At 52.7% G+C, this 18,788-nt stretch carries 13 protein-coding genes; 9 read left to right on the forward strand and 4 right to left on the reverse strand.

Annotation, left to right across the window (positions count from 1 at the left end):
• The first annotated feature begins 12 nt into the window (after window positions 1-12).
• From SH668x_RS04585 to SH668x_RS04615, 7 genes are all read left to right on the forward strand, one after another.
• Window positions 13-2,400, forward strand: coding sequence for a hypothetical protein (locus SH668x_RS04585; RefSeq protein WP_437187520.1), 2,388 nt, complete (start codon window positions 13-15; stop codon window positions 2,398-2,400).
• A gap of 49 nt (window positions 2,401-2,449) precedes the next feature.
• Window positions 2,450-4,210 (forward strand): hypothetical protein, encoded by a 1,761-nt coding sequence (locus SH668x_RS04590; protein ID WP_437187521.1) that lies wholly within the window; start codon window positions 2,450-2,452, stop codon window positions 4,208-4,210.
• Window positions 4,210-5,295 carry a hypothetical protein gene (locus SH668x_RS04595; protein ID WP_437187522.1) on the forward strand — a complete coding sequence of 362 codons (1,086 nt, stop codon included), beginning with the start codon at window positions 4,210-4,212 and terminating at the stop codon, window positions 5,293-5,295. The genes SH668x_RS04590 and SH668x_RS04595 overlap by 1 nt, the downstream gene beginning before the upstream one ends.
• 302 nt (window positions 5,296-5,597) lie before the next feature.
• Window positions 5,598-6,830 carry an NPCBM/NEW2 domain-containing protein gene (locus SH668x_RS04600; protein WP_437187523.1) on the forward strand — a complete coding sequence of 411 codons (1,233 nt, stop codon included), beginning with the start codon at window positions 5,598-5,600 and terminating at the stop codon, window positions 6,828-6,830.
• Window positions 6,831-6,889: 59 nt separating this feature from the next.
• The gene (locus SH668x_RS04605; RefSeq protein ID WP_437187524.1) at window positions 6,890-8,614 is read left to right on the forward strand and encodes a S1C family serine protease; all 1,725 of its coding nucleotides are present in this window, start codon (window positions 6,890-6,892) and stop codon (window positions 8,612-8,614) included.
• Window positions 8,611-9,648, forward strand: a complete 1,038-nt coding sequence (locus tag SH668x_RS04610; protein WP_437187525.1) for a S1C family serine protease — start codon at window positions 8,611-8,613, stop codon at window positions 9,646-9,648. The genes SH668x_RS04605 and SH668x_RS04610 overlap by 4 nt, the downstream gene beginning before the upstream one ends.
• Before the next feature lie 87 nt (window positions 9,649-9,735).
• A complete protein-coding gene (locus SH668x_RS04615) occupies window positions 9,736-11,730 on the forward strand; it encodes a PDZ domain-containing protein (protein ID WP_437187526.1) in 1,995 nt (664 codons plus the stop codon).
• Between the two features lie 15 nt (window positions 11,731-11,745).
• Here SH668x_RS04615 and SH668x_RS04620 read toward each other — a convergent pair whose 3' ends face one another.
• From SH668x_RS04620 to tilS, 4 genes are all read right to left on the reverse strand, one after another.
• Window positions 11,746-12,630, reverse strand: a complete 885-nt coding sequence (locus SH668x_RS04620; protein ID WP_437187527.1) for a sugar phosphate isomerase/epimerase family protein — start codon at window positions 12,628-12,630, stop codon at window positions 11,746-11,748.
• Between the two features lie 55 nt (window positions 12,631-12,685).
• Window positions 12,686-14,239: a hypothetical protein gene (locus SH668x_RS04625; protein WP_437187528.1), complete on the reverse strand. Its 1,554-nt coding sequence runs from the start codon at window positions 14,237-14,239 to the stop codon at window positions 12,686-12,688.
• Between the two features lie 118 nt (window positions 14,240-14,357).
• Entirely contained in the window at window positions 14,358-15,545 is a 1,188-nt protein-coding gene (sucC, locus tag SH668x_RS04630) for an ADP-forming succinate--CoA ligase subunit beta (protein ID WP_437187529.1), read from the reverse strand.
• A gap of 203 nt (window positions 15,546-15,748) precedes the next feature.
• Window positions 15,749-16,738, reverse strand: coding sequence for a tRNA lysidine(34) synthetase TilS (gene tilS / locus SH668x_RS04635; protein ID WP_437187530.1), 990 nt, complete (start codon window positions 16,736-16,738; stop codon window positions 15,749-15,751).
• 189 nt (window positions 16,739-16,927) lie between these two features.
• Between tilS and SH668x_RS04640 the strand changes: the two genes are divergently transcribed.
• Together SH668x_RS04640 and lipA are read left to right on the forward strand one after the other, a co-directional pair.
• Window positions 16,928-17,674 (forward strand): lipoyl(octanoyl) transferase LipB, encoded by a 747-nt coding sequence (locus SH668x_RS04640; protein WP_437187531.1) that lies wholly within the window; start codon window positions 16,928-16,930, stop codon window positions 17,672-17,674.
• Window positions 17,667-18,635 carry a lipoyl synthase gene (gene lipA / locus SH668x_RS04645; protein ID WP_437187532.1) on the forward strand — a complete coding sequence of 323 codons (969 nt, stop codon included), beginning with the start codon at window positions 17,667-17,669 and terminating at the stop codon, window positions 18,633-18,635. The genes SH668x_RS04640 and lipA overlap by 8 nt, the downstream gene beginning before the upstream one ends.
• Window positions 18,636-18,788: the final 153 nt, after the last annotated feature.

The following is an 18,788-nucleotide window of genomic DNA, read 5'->3' on the forward strand; positions in this document are numbered from 1 at the left end:
GAGACATCGTCAGTGAGTCAGATTCGACCCGAGATTCAGAATATACTTAGTCGCCTGCGGCGATGGATTCGACGGTATGTCCTGTTGGAAGGGCTCGCAGCAACCATCGCCATCGCCTGCGCTCTGTTCTGGGGATCGTTTCTTATCGACCTCGCCTATTTCAAGCTAAGCAACCTTGAATTGCCGGGGTGGTTCCGCAGTCTCGCATCGATCTGTATGGGGGCTGTTCTCGTTGGAACTGCTGTCTCGTGGATCAGTTCAAAACTGTTGAAACGGATGCAGCCTGCCGATCTCGCACTGGCACTCGAACGTCAGTTTCCTGAACTCAATGACCGGCTGATTACCGCAGTTCAACTCGCGGACCGGGCCCCTGCAGGCCCTACTTCGCAGATGCTTGATCGGACCATTGAAGAGGCGGTCTCGAAGCTTTCTTCTGTGCGTATACGAGAAACGACGAGATCAGGACCGCTTCGTCAGCGGATGGTCATCGCGCTCACGTTGCTCGCCTCGGTTCTGATTCTGGGAGCGACAAACACTCAAGCGATGGAGCGATGGTACAACGCCTACATTCTCGGAAAGAATGATTACTGGGAGCCGTTTCGCCAAAATGACCTCCATGTCTACGTGATCGCGCAGCCCGGCGATCGTCCCATTCAGTTCGATCAGGACGGCGTTTACAAACATCCCCGCGGTTCCGATTTACAGATTGTTGCGGATGTTCCAGCGGAGACGCTTTCCCCGTCGCAGGTGACGATGCAGTTTCTTGGCTTCAGCGGCACGACGCAGCAACGTGGAAACGTCACGATGTCCCGTTTGGGGGAATCAGAGTTTCGCCACACGTTAATCCGTGTCGTCAACGATCAGGAACTCTGGTTCCGCGGGGGCGATTACGTCAATCGGACTCCATTTCGTATCCAGGTGGTGAACGCCCCTCAGGTCGATTCAATTGATCTGAAATGCGACTACCCCAGCTACACAGGAATGGATGGGCTGGAGGACCAACTGGTGCGCGTGGTTGGAATGATGGTTGCCCTTCCGATGGAGACGGAGTTTGACCTCACAGCCTCGCTGAATAAACCGATCCTGAAAGCGTTTGTTCGCACGAAGGGCTTCGAACTCTCGTTCGGTTTTGATCAGATTGATGGAACCCGTTCCGAAATTCCAACCACCTTGAAGCTGCTCAATGCAGCGACAGGGGACATCAAGGTGTTACCTGTCGAGCAGCAGGCGTCTTCGTTCATCGACTCAGACAACAGAAAATTTCATGTTCCTCTCGTTGTGAGCGCGAGTACTGGCGTCCAGTTGGCGGAATTGAACGAATCCGTCAAGTTCCCTCTTCCAGTCGCTCCAGATGACGTCATTCAGATTTCATTAGTGGACGAGGATCAGATTTACAGCCAGGAAACGACGACGCTGACAGTGCATGGGATCGTCGATCAGCTGCCTGTTGTTGATACTCGCAGAACAGGAATCGGAACTTCCGTTACGCGCATGGCGACGATCCCGATCGAAGGGAAATTGACGGATGATTACGGCGTGGTCGGTGCGTGGTTCGGATTTAGAATCGACAATGGTGAGATCGAGCTACGTCAACCTCTGGGGCGACCACCTTCAGGGCAGAAGGAGTTTTTTCTCAAACAGAAACCTGAGTTGAACGTCGAATATTTCAATCTCCTCCCTCTCGAACTTCAGGAAGGGCAGAAAGTCGCCCTAGCTGTGAACGCGATGGACGGGGATACCATGAACGGACCGCATACTGCGACAGGTGAGCTGTTTACGTTCAAAATCGTTTCTCCGGATGAACTGCTATTTCAACTGGCAGATCGAGAAATGACGTTACGCCTTCGATTCGAGCAGATCCGTTCCGAAATCGATGGAATTCGTTCGTTGCTGGAGACGCACCTTGGATCGGCGTCGGAAACAGCGCAAAGCGATAATGACAAGAGTGTTATGCTGGCCTATATCGATCGTGGCCTGCATCAGGTGAGAAAAAATCACACGGAATCTCGCTCAATTGAGGTATCGTTTCGAGATCTTCGGGAGGAGATGGTCAATAATCGTATCGATACGGTCGAACTTCTGGAGCGAATTGAGCGTCGTGTAATCGAGCCGCTCGGTTTGGTGAATGAAGCCGACTTCCTGCAGGTCGATCGCAGTTTAGGTGCTGCACGACTGGCGGTGGAAAGACAACGTGGAGTCCAGGCGGCAACAAGTGAAATTCTTCCAGCGATTGACAATTTGTTAAGGCAAATCGACTCGATTCTAGCCGAAATGAAAGATCGCGGGACTTTGAATGACGTGATCCAGAACTTGCAAAAGATGATTGAGCAGCAAGAGAAGTTGCTCGACGAAACAGAAAATCGACGGATAGAAGACGATTTCTTTACCCCGTTGAATTGAAGTCACGCCAGCGGATGAGTCCGCTCGACGCCGTTGAAGTGAGGCTGATATGCCACGAGAACTCGGAAAATTCCTGCAGCTATGTGTCGGGCTGTTTCTCTTAACTGTTCTCACCGTTGAGGTTTCGGCCCAGCCCCCAGCACCGGAAACCACTCCCGCGGCGGCAGCACCCGATCTTTCCATCTCCGGGATTCAGCTCCTGCGGGACTACGAACGGTTTGAGAAGTCGTTGTTCGATGTCGGCGAACAATTGCGTCGGAAGGATCCAGAGCAGGCGGAGTTGCTCTACCGGGCTAGAACTCAGAGTCAGGAGCAGAACATCCTCTCTGAAATGCAGACGATTTCGGAGTTACTGAGGAGCCAGAACGCTCAGGGAGGGAAGATCGATCCTCAACTGGGGCCGGCGGCGGATCGACAAAAAGAAGTTCTCGCCCGCATGAAAACACTGATGCGGCTGTTGCAAAGTCAGGATGAGCGCGAACGCGTCGCCGCAGAAATCGCCCGCGTTCAGGAACTGCTGAAGGAAACGAATCGCATCATCGCCCGGCAAAAAGATACGCGTGCCGAGACGCAACGCGGAAAGAATCCATCGCGAAGTAAAGAAGCTCAGGAGCAAGTCGAAAGAGACGCCCTGAAACTCGCTGAGAAAATCGATGAACAGGATCAGGAGCGGAAGGCGAAGGACGCAGATCAGAATTCAGGTGTCCCGCCCAAAGAGAAACCCGGTGAGAAGTCTCCATCCGGCGAAAAGTCGCAACCCGGCGGCGATTCCGAAAGTAAAGAGGGTGAGAAGTCGCCTTCGGAGGGGAATCCCGGTGAGCAGGGGGAGCCGAATTCCTCGGAATCTCCAACCGGCGAGCAGTCTCAGGGGGAACAGCAGTCTGGGAAGCCGGAAAGTGGAAAACCGCAATCCGGTAAGCCACAGCAAGGCGGTCCTCAGGGAGGGCAACCTCAAGATCAACAGGAATCTCAGGGAGCCGAGGATTCCCAAAAGACAGTGGGACGCGAAGAATTAGAGCAAGCCCGCCAAGAAATGCAGCAAGCTATTGAGAAGTTGGAGAAAGAAGACAAAGACGGTGCTGTCGACAATCAGGACGCCGCCGTCAATCAACTCGAACGCATGAAAGCGAAGCTTGAGGAAATTCTCAGGCAGCTGCGGGAAGATGAAAAAGACTCCTACCTGACAATGCTGGAGGCCAGATTTCAGAATCAGTTGAAGCGCCAACAGCACATTAATGCTGAAACGATCCGAGTGGACCGTATCGCTGCGGCGGATCGTGTACAGCAGAACCACGCATCACAATCCGACAAAATCCGTAAAGAGCAGGAAGACAACGCATTAGAGGCGGAGAAGGCCCTGCACCTTCTGAAAGAAGAGGGGAGCTCCGTCGCTTTCCCCGAAGCTGTCCAACAAATGCATCAGAATATGACTCTGGTGGCCGCCAGACTGTCCCGGGGAGATACTGGTCAAACAACGCAAGTTGTGGAAAAGATGATTGTTGAGACGTTGGAGGAACTCATTGCATCGCTTCGTCAGGAGATGCAGAAGAATCAGGAAGAGAGTCAAAAAGGGCAGAATTCAGGGGAACAACAGCAACAGGAACCCGGTCTGATTAACCAGATTGCAGAATTGAAGTTGATTCGATCGCTGCAGTTCCAGATTAACTTGCTCACCAAGCAGGTTGGCACAGAAGTTGTTGAACAAACGAGCACAACTCCCGAGCAGGCGCAGCTCATTCGGGATTTGCGTGTTCGACAGGAAAGAATACAGAAGGCCACCTACGACCTTTCAGTCGGCAGGAATCAATAATGCTGATATTGCGACAAAGTGTGGTTTCTTTCGCAGCTATAATCGCGTTGACAGGAGTGACTTCCATTGGGGAGCAACCTGCTTTCGCGTGGAACAGCGCTGCGGATTCCATTAACACCAGTCAGGTGTTCGCGCCACCGTCTGCCGAAGATCTCAAAGCTGAGGTGATGTCCTGGTTGCAGCATCGCCAGCTTCTGCAATCCCCAGTGATGGATGCGGTCGCTCCAAGTTGGGAGTTCTCTGCCAAACCGAGCGGAGAGCAGCTCTTCGACACCCTGATGCGGACCTACTACATCGCCGATGATCAAACACGAAGTCTCGTGGATGGCTGCCGGAATTGGGCGTACACTCCGGCCTTGGCCCGGCTGCAACTCTCCATGTCCGGGCGTGAGCAACAAGAGCCACTTCTCACGAACAATGTGCGTTACTTTCTCGCCAGGCATTTGACACTGCTGACGGCCTATAACGAGGCCCACGAGATCTTCCAGACGATCGATCCACAGTATGTTGTCGATCCAGCGGGTTGCTTTTTTCATAGAGCGGTCTGCGAGCAACATCTTCTCATGAAGGAAGATGGACTCAAATCGTTGCAGATTCTCCAGAACCAGACACAGGATGTTCCTGTCCGCTATCGAAAACTCGCAGAGTTGATGGAAGCTGACCTGTCTGGCGTCGAAGAAAAAACTCTGGGTGAAGTCGCCCGTCAGATGAGAGATGTTGAACGCCGCCTGTCGCTGGAACAGACCGACGAAGGAGTGCAGGAAGTTGAAGAGAAGATCATCGCAACTCTCGATGAGCTGATCAAAAAAATGGAAGACCAGCAGAAGCAGAGTTCATCCTCCTCAGCGGGTTCTGCAGGTGGAGCACCGAACGATCCCGCGACCGAGTCTTACGTCGGCGGTGTGAAAACGCCTGGTGAAACGGACAAGCGTGAAATCGGTCACAAAGACCACTGGGGAGATCTCCCTCCGAAGGCACGCGAAGCGGCTAAGAATATGCTCGATCAACAGTTCCCGTCGCATTACCGACAGGCAGTTGAGGAGTATCTGAAGAAGCTTGCGGACCGACCTGCTCCCGGGCGATAAGTGTTTTCTGAATTTGGTGTTTCAGCAACACTCGGCGTGCAGCCCAGTCGTTGCTGGAACCCTCGATTTCAATAAAGCTTTCTACAGAGAGTCTTTTCACATTGCACATATTCGCTGTACCATGTCTTTATTAGATTTGCGATCGCGAAACGAAGTGCGAGTGACCAGATGAATCGGCTTTACCGTCATCGGTGAAATCGTGTTCGGTCTTCATCGCAAAAGTGAAGTGGCAGTGCACTGTGTTTTGATCAATGTGGATGGCCCTTTGCCCATCCGCAGGGGAGGCTGAATTGAAACTGGAAATGACAACAGTGCTGCGACTGCTGTGCGCCGTATCGATCATTCTTGGCACCAATGTGATTTCCGCTTTCGCTGCTCCTCCTGAAGTGTCAGTGTTACTTCTTGATGGAACTTCCCGAAAAGGAGCATTGGTTTCAATCTCTCTCGAAGGGATCGAGATTTCTCAGGCAGAGACGACGGAGAAGCTCATCGGTGAGTCGCTGATGACTGTCGATTTTCCTCCGGTGACAGGAGCCTCAACTGATAACGTCCCATTTACAATGACTCTAGCAGACCAAACCGTTCTGCAATTGAAAGAGGTTGAGTCGGACGGAACACTCTTTACGTTCTCGACATCGCAAATTGAAAAAGCAACCGCGTCTGTCAGGCAGGTGAGTAGTCTGCGACTCGCTACTCTCGACGATAAAGTCAGCAGCAGTTGGGAAGATTTGCGAAGTCGAAACGCCCGTGATGATCTTATGGTCATTCGCAAAGGGGATGTGCTTGACTACGTCGCTGGATCAATTGGAAAGATGACTCCGACGACAATCACGATCATCGTTCGAGAAAGGGAGCTTTCTGCCCCTCGCGAGAAGGTGTTCGGACTGATTTTCGCATCTCGCTCTGCTCCTCCCCCCGCACGCCGTGTGACAGTTCGCAGCCACACCGGAGATCAGTGGTTAGCGGAAAGTTTGAGTCTTGAAGGCGAAGCTGTGCAGATCACTACCGCGTCTGTCGGGAAGCAGTCGATTCCACTTTCGAGCTTGCAGTCGATCGATTTTGGGGGAGGTCGGATCCGCTTTCTCGCTGACCTTCCTTTCGATCAATCTGCCTCGAAACCTCCACACGAAAACGACCCGGTTGTCTGGTTTACATGCCGAAATGCTCCATCGGGTTCAGGAGGAAAACTTCCGCTGACGATTGGGACCCAGGAATACCGTAAGGGGCTCTGGATGCACTCTGGAGCAGTCGTTCGATTTCGATTGAACCGCGAGTTCACTCAGCTCAAGGCAACGGCGGGTTTCGAACTTTCACATGTGTCCCGCATGCCACGATTTGATCCGCGGGTGAAGCTCGTGATTCTCGGCGATAACTCAGAACTCTATGCGAAAGAGTTTGGATGGAACGATGCACCAGAAAAGCTGGTGCTGGATCTGAAGGACGTCCGGGAACTGACGATTCGGGTTGAGTCGATGGGAGCGGCACAAGGCATCCTTGAGCATTTTGCGTTGGGTGATGCACAGGTGATTCAGTGATCCACTGCTGGAGTGTGGTTTTGAATACTTCACGAAGCATGAGCAGAATTCGCTCTCTGATGTCGGTCATTTTTTTGATCGCATTTCAAGCTCAGCTTGTCTCGGCGGAACAGATCGAAGTTCCACAGGAACTTCTCGACGCCGAAGCAAAGCGGATCGAAGTCATGAAGTCCGCCGCGCCCAGTGTCGTCGCCATCTTTTCATCAGATGGCAACGGGGGTGGTTCTGGCGTGTTGATCAGTGCAGATGGGTTTGCCGTGACGAACTTCCATGTGATTGAAGGCATGGACGGGTTCATGAAATGCGGTTTAAATGACGGAAAAATTTATGACGCTGTCACAGTCGGGATCGATCCGACCGGCGACGTCGCGCTGATTCAGCTTTTGGGACGCACCGATTTTCCACATGCTCGTATCGGCGATAGCGATCTGGTGCGTTTAGGCGATTCGACATTCGCGATGGGCAACCCATTTCTTCTTGCGACGGACTTTCAGCCAACTGTGACCTACGGAATTGTCAGCGGAGTCCATCGATATCAGTTCCCCGCTGGAACGTTCCTGGAATACACAGACTGTATTCAGGTCGACACCTCGATTAATCCCGGAAATTCTGGCGGCCCGCTGTTCAATATGAACGGTGAACTCATCGGGATTAACGGTCGTATTTCGGTAGAGAAGCGTGGTCGCGTCAACGTCGGTGCTGGCTATTCGATTTCGATCAATCAGGTGATGCACTTTCTGGATCATTTGAAGAGTGGCCGTGTTGTCGACCATGCAACGCTCGGTGCGACCGTCGCTGCGACTTCCGATGGAACTGTCGTTATTGACAAAATTCTGGAATCATCGGAAGCCTACCGTCGCGGCCTGCGTCGCGATGATGAAATTTTGACATTCGCCGGGCGTCCAATCCGCAGCGTGAATCAGTTCAAGAACATTCTCGGCATCTATCCCAAGGGGTGGGTTGTTCCAATTTCCTATCGTCGCGATGGGAAGCGAACTGATATTCAGGTTCGACTGATGGGACTCCATCGTCGTGCCGAACTCGCAGGGGGCGACGCCGATCCCCAGATGCCAGCGCCGCGGCCCGGAGAAGAACCTGATTTGCCAGAGCAGGCACCCCATCCTGCAGACAACGAAGTGCCAGAAGAGTTTAAACACATGTACGTCAAACGACATGAGTTTGCGAACTACTATTACAATCAGCTCGGTCAGGATCAGTTGATGCCCCTCGTCAAAGCTTGGGGAGACTATGCCAGCAAGCCGGTCGGATGGTCGTTGAATGGACGAATCAACGAGATGACTCCGGTGGAGATTCGCTTTCTTCCCGACGCGATTGCAGGCAAATTCGGAGAGCAGTTTGCGATCCAACAGCTTCAGCAAGACTTCTCCGATCTGCCTCCCAATTCTGGAGGATTGCTCGCTGCCTTGTTGCAATTGAAACACTTGCTGGCCGATCCCGAGGATTATTTCACAGAGTTCTACTATTTGGGGACAGAGCCTTTTGAGGACTCTGCGGATAAGGTCAGCGTGCTGGTGACGACCCGTAATCTGGTCACTTGCCGCTGGTATTTCAGCTTGGAGAAAAAACAACTTCTGGGATTCGATTCCTCATTGGGAGATGGTGTGGATGCCTGTGAAGTCCGCTTTGGCGAACTCGTCGATGTTGGGGGTGTTCAGTATCCGAAGGCCATGACCATTCGATATGGAAGTGCGCCCTTCGGCACGTTGAGCGTCGATTCCTTGCAGTTCTTCGCTCCTCCTCCAATGGGAGAGAACAAGCCATGATGACTAATTTGAGCCGGATTCTCATTGCCTGCTTGTTGTTTCAGTTCCTGTCGATCGATCGCACTGGCTTCGCACAGGCGAATAGTTCGGCGGAGGCGATCGACTATGTTCAGACGAGAATGGTCAAGCTCTATGGGGCAGGTGGACTGAAGAATCTGGCTAGCTACGGATCAGGTTTTGTTGTCTCTCCCGATGGTCATATCGTGACCGTTTGGAGTCACCTTCTCGATTCAGACACGGTGGCCGTCGTTCTGGCGGACGGGCGCCGATTCTTTGGTCGAGTGATTGGGACAGATTCAAAAAAGGATCTTGCCGTTATCAAGATCGATGCGAATCAGCTGTCTTATTTCGATCTGAATCAGGCGACGTCAGTTGGCCCCGGAGCGTTAGTTCTTGCCTTCAGCAACATGTTCAAGGTTGCAGTCGGTGATGAACCGGTCACGGTCACTCATGGAGTTGTCTCCGCTCGAACCGAACTCAACGCCCGTCGTGGCCGCTATCAGGCTCCATATTCGGGGCCGGTCTACATCACCGACGCTGTGACGAACAATCCCGGCGCGGAAGGGGGTGTACTGACCACCTACGATGGCAAATTACTGGCGATGTTGGGGCGACAAGTGAAAAGCGATGCCAACAACGTTTGGATTAACTACGCGGTCCCCATTTCCGAATTGCGTCCAACGATCGAAGACATCGTCGCTGGCCGTTTACATCGAACGGATCCGCTCACCGCGGACACTTCTGGAGATCGAGTCGGTTTTAATGGAATCGATTTCGGAATCGTGCTCGTCCCTGACGTCGTTTTCCGGACACCTGCTTACATCGAAACGGTTGTCGACGGTTCTCAGGCCGCCGAGTCTGGATTGAAGCCAGACGATCTGATCGTGTTTGCCAACGGAGAACTGGTTCCGTCGATTCGGAGTTTGGAGCAGGTTCTCAAATCTCTTGCTCCGGGTGATGACCTTGAACTGATTGTTCGTCGAAATGAAGAACTGATCTCCGTGACGTTTCAGGTTCCGCGTGGCAACAAATAGTTTCAGAACTCTGGTTTCTCTTCCGGGATCACCAGGATACGAATTTCATCGAATCGAATTGTCGATCTAGTGCAGGAAGTGTGCGTCATGTCAGGTTCGTGGAGATCTGCATCACACTCGTTGAGTCGTCTGGTGAGAACCGGACTTGCCATACTGGTGCTGCTTTCTGCAATGAAATCGATTGCCCACGCAGCCGATTTACGCCTCCTGGAACAGCAGGCCATTCAAAAAGCTGTGGCCTCTGTTGATGCGTCCATCGTCCGTATAGAGACTGTCGGAGGCGTGGACCTCGTTGGTGATCTGCTCACCGGAACCGGGGCGACAACAGGGATCGTGGTGCGGGAAGATGGTTATATCCTGACGAGCCGGTTCAATTTCCTGTCGAATCCCTCATCTGTTCTTGTGACATTACCTGATGAGAGAAAATTTGCCGCAGAGATCGTCGCGAACGATTTCTCGCGGATGCTGACGCTGTTGAAGATTAATGTGACTGACCTGAAACCGATGACAGCAGTCCCCAAGGAAGATTTTCAGGTCGGCAAGACGGTCATCGCACTTGGAAGAACGTTTGATCCCAAGTTTCCCAATATTTCCGTGGGAATCATCAGTGCGTTGGATCGCGTCTGGGGACGTGCTCTGCAAACGGATGCGAAAACTTCCCCCGTGAATTATGGCGGCCCCCTCATCGACTTCACCGGCCGGTGCCTTGGAATCATTGTTCCGCTGTCGCCGCAAGAGCAGGGTGAGACGGCCGGCGTTGAATGGTACGACAGTGGAATCGGCTTCGTCGTTCCTCTGGCAGACATCGAGAAAGTACTTCCCCGTTTGATTGAGAAAGAGACCCTCAGGCCGGGATTGATGGGGATTGGATTTAATGATCGGGGACCAATCAGTAGTGATGCTCGTGTTCAAAACGTCCGTCCAGAATCGCCAGCAGATGAAGCTGGAATTCTGCAAGACGACGTCGTGACAGAAATCAACGGGCATCCGGTGGTCAAGTTGAATGACCTGAAGCATCTCGTGGGGGGCCTGTATGCGAAGGATGTCGTGCACATGACAATTCGTCGTGGTGACGAGATCCTGAACAAGCAGTTGACGCTTACTGAGCGTTTGAAAGCATACCAGTTTCCCTATCTGGGGATTCGCCCGGACCGAAATCAGTCTGATAGCAGCCAGAACGGCGTCGGAGTTCGTGCGGTATTGGAAAAGACCCCTGCGGAAGTGGCGGGATTAAAGGCTGGGGATGTCATCCAGAAGGTCGGAGATGTGATCGTAAATACCCCGAAAGAGCTCGCGCAGCAGGTGCAACGGATCGATCCGGGGAAAGAGGTAACTTTCTCTGTGAGGCGGGATGAAGAGATTCTGGTTCTGACTGCAAAACTCGAAGCTTATCCGAGTCAATTGCTGAAGGACGTCAAGTACGAAATATCTGGGCCTCCTGATACTCCACCGACAGTAAAAACCGGGAGGTTCAACGATCAGCTTCCGAACGAAGGGCTTTCGTTCTGGGCTTATGTGCCTGAACGGTATCGAGCCGATCAGGCATGGGGACTCGTTGTTTGGCTCCATCCTCCGGGTGATCAGTTTGAACCAGAGATGATGCAGGCTTGGTCAGATGTCTGCCGCGACCGCGGGTTCATTCTCGTTGGGCCCAGAGCAGGGGATGTGAGTGGCTGGTCCGCTGATCAGGAGAGTCAGGTCCGGGATGTGATTTCAGTGATGCAGGAACGATACTCGATTGACCCCGTGCGAATTGTCGCCATCGGTCGGGACGCTTCCGGACCGTTCGCAACAAAATTGGCCTTCAAATACCGGGACCTCTTTCGAGGGTTGGTGCTCATCTCGGCTGCTGTCCGCGTCCCACCTCCAGATTGTGATCCGGAGTATCCACTTCAACTCGCCTGTGTCACTTCGAAAAAGGTGGAGTCCGTTTACCAACTGGTAGAGAAAACAGTTGCGGGGATGCAGAAACGCAGTTTCCCGACTGTTTTGATCGAGTCAGAAGATAATGAAAAGCATGTCTTTTCGTCAGAGACGGTGTCCGCATTAGCGGGTTGGATCGACGCTTTGGACCGCATTTAAAAGCGATTGAGCAAGTCAACGAGCGGCGGGAGCAACGCGGATCAGCCGTTCCCACTCTTGCCGGTTTGCCTGCATTGCCGAGACGATGTCGCTGGGGACATTGCCATCTTCCAGCAACGTCCATCCTTCGAACGGGATGCCATTGAGGAGCTGAAACAGTTCTTCCCAGGGATAGGTCTGTTGGGTGAGATCGTGGATGTGCACCGTAAACAGTCGATCCTGCAACAATCTGAAATTTGCTGCCAGTCCCTCTCCGTGCAGATCAGCCGGATTACAGTTCCAGCAGATTCCCACGTTGGGATGATCCGCGGCCTGCATGATGCGGTGCATCATCGGGATTTCCTGAGTCTCTTTTCCATGAACTTCGACTCGAATCTGTTGACCGAAGTCAGCTGCATCCGCCGCCACTTCGCGAAGTGCAGCTCCGATCTGTTCAATCGTCTGCTCGACTGGAACCTCCGTTGGGAGCGCATTGGGGCGAACTTTCACTCCAGATCCACCGATGTCGTGTGAAAGTCTGACAAAAGCTTTCGTCTCGTCGATGTTCTTTCTCAGAATGGCGGGATCGGTGGAGTGATATTCACAGGCACTGCCGATCCCCACGGGAGCGATGCCTGATTCTGAAAACTGTTTCTTGACCGTCGCGCGTTCCAGTTGGTTCAGCTCGAGTTCGACTCCATGCTTGTGGGTGGTTCGCAGCTCGACTCCAGAGAAATTGGCAGCGACGCAGTTGTTGATCAGAGTCTCGACATCCCAGTCTTTTCCCCATTGGTAAGTCACCAGGCCAAGCTTCATTCGAGGTGGAACGTCGTCTGCACTCAGAAGAGTTCGATGCGACAACCCTGACGAAAGTACAGCTGCTGCCGTCAGCTTCAGAAAGTCTCTTCGAACAACTTGCATGTCGACCAATTCCCTTGTGCCCGAAAGTGAAGCGGTTGAAGATCGCCAGAGAGAGCTACTTCAGCAAAATTTCAAAGTCGTCGTTGTAGAGTTGGCCGGCATCGTCACGTTGGTTGATTCCGAGACTCATCAGCTTTGCTTCCTTGGGGGAGATTCGCTGATAGATGTACGATCCGCCAGAGGCAGCATCGGCTGGAAGAGTTTTCAATATCTCGGGCGTCAAGGCGTCCAGCGACTCAGGAAACTCTCCGTTGTCTCGTTGGTACAGTTCCAGTGCCAAGCCGAGTACCGAGAGATCATTTCGAATGAGTTGTCGGTCTTCTGAGTGGCGACGTTGCCGATAATTGCATCTCAACGACATTGCCATCGTTTCACCGACCCATTGGCTGACAATCTTGGGCTCCTTAGCGAGGTTCGCGGAGATTGCAACCATCTTGGCGTCGACCGTGCTTTCCCAGGCCTCGAATGCTTTGTCGAGTTGGTCAAACATTTCGTTCTGTTTTTCACGATCTCTCGTCGCCAAGGCTTTGGCAACCTGATCTTGAATTTCATCAGCGCGCTCGATGGCGAGTTTCAATCTCACCTCTGCCATTGATTTCATCTGTTCTTCGGTCGGTTCGCCTCCCCCCTCTTCTTCGAAGAACCCGATGACAGAGTTTTTGTCCTGCTGCAGAAGTTCAATTTCCTGATGAATGATCGCTCGTTCGCCGATCTCAGCGCATTCAGCGGGTGAAGGGTAAGGAGGTAACTCGTTGTAAGCCACCAGAAGGGCAGCGAGCTGATCTTTCGTAAGGTCACCTCGTTGCAGCATTCCTCTGACAACGTTGTAACCAAGAGCTTCCATCATTTGAGCTTTGGCGACTGACAGTTCGAACGGAGAACCGTTGGCTAACAGGCGAGCGAGTTTCTGGATCGCGATCACGTTCTCGAGGCAGAGATCGAATTGACCTTCCTGAACTGCAATCGACGCCTCGGCAGCAAGCATTCGCATCAGATACGGGAGACGCCGCTCAATCACAACGGAAGCGGACATCAGTCGAGGGGGCTCTTCGAAGTCAATCAACGGGGCGTAATAGTAGGGAAGAGTCGAAGCCTTTCGCAGTGATTTCAGGCACTCACGATTCACTTCAAGATACCCTTTCAGCAATCCGGCATCCTGTGTGTTGAGCAATGCTTCGCCCGCCAGAATGAGTTGATCCTCCAGTTTGACATTCGCATCGTTCACCTGTTCGGGAGTGATCTCGTCTGAAGCATTGATAAACTCTGGAATCGACACATAGAGTGGCGAAGGAGCAGAGATTGATTCGATTCCCAGCATCTCCAGTGTGGCAGCTTCCAAAGGAACGTCGAGCGCGTTCGGTCCGTAAATCTGCATGAGCCACAGGACGGCATTCTGGTCGGCGGGTCCCTTTGCTGCGAGCTTCTCGTTAATTTCCCGCATCGCGCCGACGACTCCTTCTGGAATCGATGGAGTCTTCAACTTGACCCCTTCTGGGATCGAGACTTGGGGCGGATCTTCGGCCTGAATCGGCAGTGCGGGTGAGACGAGTGCGAGACTGATGCACAAGCACAGAAGTTGTCGAGCCCGAAGAAGTGGAACTGCAAACATGGCGACCTCGTAGTTGTCTGGCACTGTTCAACAGGACTGACTATACAAAAATTGCCCAACCATTTCTGGTTGGGCAATGAACTTTCAGTGAATTTACTGAGCAGTTTTTGGCGGCGAACTAGGCACCGAGTGTCGCGACCACTTTCTGTGCAGCGTCGGTCAAGTCCGTTCCGGTCATGATCTTCTTGCCAGATTTGGCCAGCATGTCACGAGCCAACTCGACATTTGTTCCCTCGAGTCGAACGACCAATGGAACCGTAATTCCAATGTTGTCATAGGCTGTCAGAAGTGCTTCGACGATGGTGTCGCACTTCATGATTCCACCGAAGATGTTGACGAGAATCGCTTTCACGTTCTTGTCGGCCAGAATGATTCGGAAGGCTTCAGTCACTTGTTCCACATTCGCACCGCCGCCGACGTCGAGGAAGTTGGCAGGCTCGCCACCGTGCAGCTTGATCAGGTCCATGGTGCTCATCGCGAGACCAGCACCGTTCACCAGGCAGCCGATGTTGCCGTCGAGTTTCACATAGCTCAGGCCAGTATTGGCAGCCTGGATTTCCGATGGGTCTTCTTCGCTCAGGTCGCGAAGTTCGAGCAAGTCCTTGTGACGGAACATTGCGTTGTCGTCGAAGGTGACCTTCGCATCGAGAACCAGAAGCTGACCATCTTTCGTGACGATCAGCGGATTGATTTCGGTCATGCTGGAGTCGCTCTTCACGAAGAATTCGCAGATCTTCGGGAAGAATACGTTCGCAGACTTCTGTGCTGCCGCGTCGAGATTCAACGCGCGGCTCAGCTTACGAACCTGATATGGCTGAAGGCCAATTGCAGGATCGTATGTTTCACGAAAAATCTTCTCTGGATTCGTGTGTGCCAGTTCTTCGATTGCCATTCCCCCTTCGGAGGATGCAATGATCATCGGCAAGCCTGCTTCACGGTCGACGACGATCGCAAAGTAGAGTTCGCGGGCGATTTCCAGACCCTGCTCAACGTATACAGTGCTGACCTGCTTGCCTTCTTCACCTGTCTGAATCGTGACAAGTGTGTTGCCGAGCATGCGTTCGGCGTTCTGGACAGCCTCTTCAGCTGAGCGAACAAGAACAACACCGGCCTGTTCTGGGTGCTCTTTGAAACGACCTTGTCCACGTCCACCTGCGTGGATCTGAGACTTGACCACGCAAATCTTCGTGCCGAGCTCTTCGTATGCTTTGGCTGCATCGGCTGCGTTCTTGATTACGATTCCTTTTGGAATGGGAACGCCGGTTTTTGCGAAAAGAGCCTTGGCCTGATATTCGTGAATTTTCATGGGTCAGATCGAAGTTGGTGGTGTTCTGGTCGAAACGCGTTCCCCATGCAACCGAGCATAGCGAAGCTTTCCAATTGGGAACCGCTTACGGATGGTATTCGTTCCCGCTTCGGAGCGAAACCGATTTCATGCCGACAATTGCAGTTCAGCGAGAGAATCTGGACTTCCCCGGAAAAGTTCAAAGGGAGCAATTGATCAATGAATTAGATATTCTTTGGTCGCCGGCTCATTTGGCGCAGTTCAATCACTGATCCTCGGATCGACGCTTCGATGAAATCCGGAAAACTGATTCGTTTTGGTGAACCAGCGAGTAGCATGTTCGCTGCTTTTTCTAAGTGATAGTGATTCAATGATTTTCGTGGCCAGGCTTGCTGCTTCCAGAGAAGAGAGAATGCCTCGCGAATGAGCAGCGGGGGGGCAGTTGCCAACATTGGCCGCTGGAGTTTGATTACTTCTGGCGTCTGTTCAAGAATTGCCAGTTTGAGCAATTTTTCAGCTTCAGACTGGAGGAAGTTTTGTGTTTCACCCGCCTGCTTCGCTAGCCGCAGAAGTGATTCGGAAACTCTCGGGTTAAAGTGTTCCTTCAAGTTTGGAAGTAGTTCGTGTCGCAGTCGATTTCTTGTGTAGTCTGTGAATTCATTCGTTAAATCGTTGCGAAATCCTTGCTGTAATCGCGACAGGTACTCAACGACTTGCTCCCGGGTGACGTTCAGAAGTGGCCGCATGACCGAGATTTCTGGGCTGATGTTTCGAATGGCAGGGATGCCAGAAAGTCCCTGCAACCCACTTCCTCGGAGGATGTGGTGCAGAATTGTCTCGGCTTGATCATCCGCAGTATGGCCAAGTGCGATCCAGCGGCAGCCTTGGTCGTGGGCGACCTGTGTCAGGAATTCGTATCGTTTATTGCGTGCAGATTCTTCGGACGTCCCATTTGCCGGGGGCGCGTTATTGCGGGCTGAAAAAAACGGAATCCCTAGGGAGCAGGCCAATTCCCGAACCCAACCGGCGTCATCTTGCGAATCGACTCGAATCGCATGGTCAAAATGCCCAACTGCCAGTTCCAGTTGGAATTCGTTGCGAATCTCCTGTATTTGTCGAAGTAGACTCACGCTGTCAGCGCCCCCGGAGACGGCAACCAGGATTTTGGTCTGTCTGATGTTGTGTTCAGTTGCAAAGCGTTTTAAGGATTGCATTTATATTCGTTTTGCGTTTTTTGTTGATGCGTGGGTCAATGCCGATGTCAACGGATGCATGCAGCTTGAATCGCTGGTCAGAACGAAATTTTGCCCCTCGTGAAAATCTCCAGTCGGTTCGCAATGGGAATTGCACCCGCCAAATGCCTAAAATAGGTCTGGACTTCAGTGTCAGGAATTTATTGACCCATGACGACTTCTCCTTCCAGCATGACTCAGCTTGCCGTCCATGACGGAACGCTCGAGGTTCATCTACTGGGAGTCGTTGATTTTGACGCCACATTAGCGCTGCAAGAGCAACAAGTCTACGAACTCAGTGGTCGGGACGATCTCAACGGGATGCTGTTCGTTTGCGAACATCCAGTGATGATCACGATGGGGCGTGAAGCGAGTCGGATGCACCTGCGTCTCGATGAAGACGAGCTTGCTCAGAGGGAGATTCCCGTCCGGTGGATCGCCCGAGGAGGAGGGGCGTACGTTCATGGTCCCGGCCAGATTGCGCTGTATCTTCAAATCCCCTTAAATCGACTGAAAATCAGTCCGACGCAATATCGCGATTGTTTTGAATCAGCAGTATCGCTTGCCTGCCAAGAACTTAGGGTTTCTGCTCGGCTGTCTCCTGATGGGACAGGAATCTGGAGTCGAAATGGGCAGATGGGATTCTTTGGTGCGGCGATCAAGTCATGGATTTCCTGTCACGGACTGTTTCTGAATGTTTCTCTGGACCCGCGACTCCTCGATTGGACGATGAGTAATCCACAGGGGACTCGTTCGGCTTCAATGCAATCGCAACGACTCGATCCGGTTCGAATGCCTCAACTTCGAGAGGCATTAATCCGCTCGATCGCCCGGAATTTCGGTTACGCTTCAGTCGAAGTTTCAACCGGACATCCATTCCTTCGACGTACGACACAAAGAGTGATGACCCATGCGTGAATTGCCGATCCTCGGACAAGCCGGTGCCAGCCAGTCTGCCTGCCAGAGCGGCGGACTCCAGACGTTGGAAACACAGAATCCGCAAGATCGCCGACGTTTGCCGAAATGGTTAAAACGTCCAATGCCAAGCAGTGAAATGATGTTCACGAGCGGCGTGATCGACGATTTGCGATTGGAGACGGTCTGCGAAAGTGCGAAGTGTCCGAATCGCACAGAATGCTGGTCGCAGAAGACAGCAACATTCATGATTCTCGGGAATGTCTGTACCCGTCCATGTGGCTTCTGTTCGGTTCCTCGTGGCAAGACCGAAGAAATTGAACTCGATGAACCAGATCGCGTCGCCGAAGCGGCTGAACGACTGGGGCTCAAGCACGTTGTGATTACCTGTGTGACTCGCGACGACCTTCCCGATGGGGGAGCAGAACACTTTTACCGGTGCGTTCTGGCTGTCCGCGAACGAACAGGTGCAGCAGTTGAAGTGTTGACGTCAGACTTTGGTGGAAACCGGGCTGCGATTAGTCGTGTGATCGAAGCACGTCCTGACGTATTCAATCACAACATTGAAACTGTTCCCCGTCTTTACAGCACTGTTCGTCGCAATGCCGATTACCAGCGAACACTCAATCTGCTCAAGCAGGTGAAAGAGGAAGCTCCTGAGATTCCGACTAAGAGCGGGCTCATGCTGGGGCTTGGAGAGACCATCGAAGAAGTGATGGAGGTCGCCGCTGATCTGCGTGGAGTTGGTTGCGATATGCTGACTGTTGGTCAGTACCTGCAGCCAAGCCCGCATCTGCTTCAAGTGGTGAAATATTGGACCCCAGAAGAATTTGAATGGATTGGCCAGGAGTGCCGCCTGCTGGGGTTCAGCATGGTGGCCAGTGGACCGTTTGTTCGCTCCAGCTACCACGCTGGGGAAATGGCGAACGAAGCCCATCAGACCATTCGAGAGAACGCTGAGTAATCGCGTCGAGGACAGTAAAACGGGTGCGAAAAGCCCGCGTTTTCCCACGTGAAGCGGGAAAACAGTGAATTTTCTCGACCTCATGCAACTCCAGAAGATTGTGGGGCGGCATGAGGTCGTTTTATTCGCTTGAAGTCTCAGGGGTGGGGTGGG

The organism is Planctomicrobium mucosum (assembly GCF_051466335.1).
GTDB lineage: Bacteria > Planctomycetota > Planctomycetia > Planctomycetales > Planctomycetaceae > Planctomicrobium.

Bases quoted from the DNA above. Each gene is read 5' to 3' on its own strand.
- SH668x_RS04590 (WP_437187521.1), top strand. From the start codon at position 2,450: ATGCCACGAGAACTCGGAAAATTCCTGCAGCTATGTGTCGGGCTGTTT.
- SH668x_RS04595 (WP_437187522.1), top strand. From the start codon at position 4,210: ATGCTGATATTGCGACAAAGTGTGGTTTCTTTCGCAGCTATAATCGCG.
- SH668x_RS04600 (WP_437187523.1), top strand. From the start codon at position 5,598: ATGACAACAGTGCTGCGACTGCTGTGCGCCGTATCGATCATTCTTGGC.
- SH668x_RS04605 (WP_437187524.1), top strand. From the start codon at position 6,890: ATGTCGGTCATTTTTTTGATCGCATTTCAAGCTCAGCTTGTCTCGGCG.
- SH668x_RS04610 (WP_437187525.1), top strand. From the start codon at position 8,611: ATGATGACTAATTTGAGCCGGATTCTCATTGCCTGCTTGTTGTTTCAG.
- SH668x_RS04615 (WP_437187526.1), top strand. From the start codon at position 9,736: ATGTCAGGTTCGTGGAGATCTGCATCACACTCGTTGAGTCGTCTGGTG.
- SH668x_RS04620 (WP_437187527.1), bottom strand. From the start codon at position 12,630: ATGCAAGTTGTTCGAAGAGACTTTCTGAAGCTGACGGCAGCAGCTGTA.
- SH668x_RS04625 (WP_437187528.1), bottom strand. From the start codon at position 14,239: ATGTTTGCAGTTCCACTTCTTCGGGCTCGACAACTTCTGTGCTTGTGC.
- sucC (WP_437187529.1), bottom strand. From the start codon at position 15,545: ATGAAAATTCACGAATATCAGGCCAAGGCTCTTTTCGCAAAAACCGGC.
- tilS (WP_437187530.1), bottom strand. From the start codon at position 16,738: ATGCAATCCTTAAAACGCTTTGCAACTGAACACAACATCAGACAGACC.
- SH668x_RS04640 (WP_437187531.1), top strand. From the start codon at position 16,928: ATGACGACTTCTCCTTCCAGCATGACTCAGCTTGCCGTCCATGACGGA.
- lipA (WP_437187532.1), top strand. From the start codon at position 17,667: ATGCGTGAATTGCCGATCCTCGGACAAGCCGGTGCCAGCCAGTCTGCC.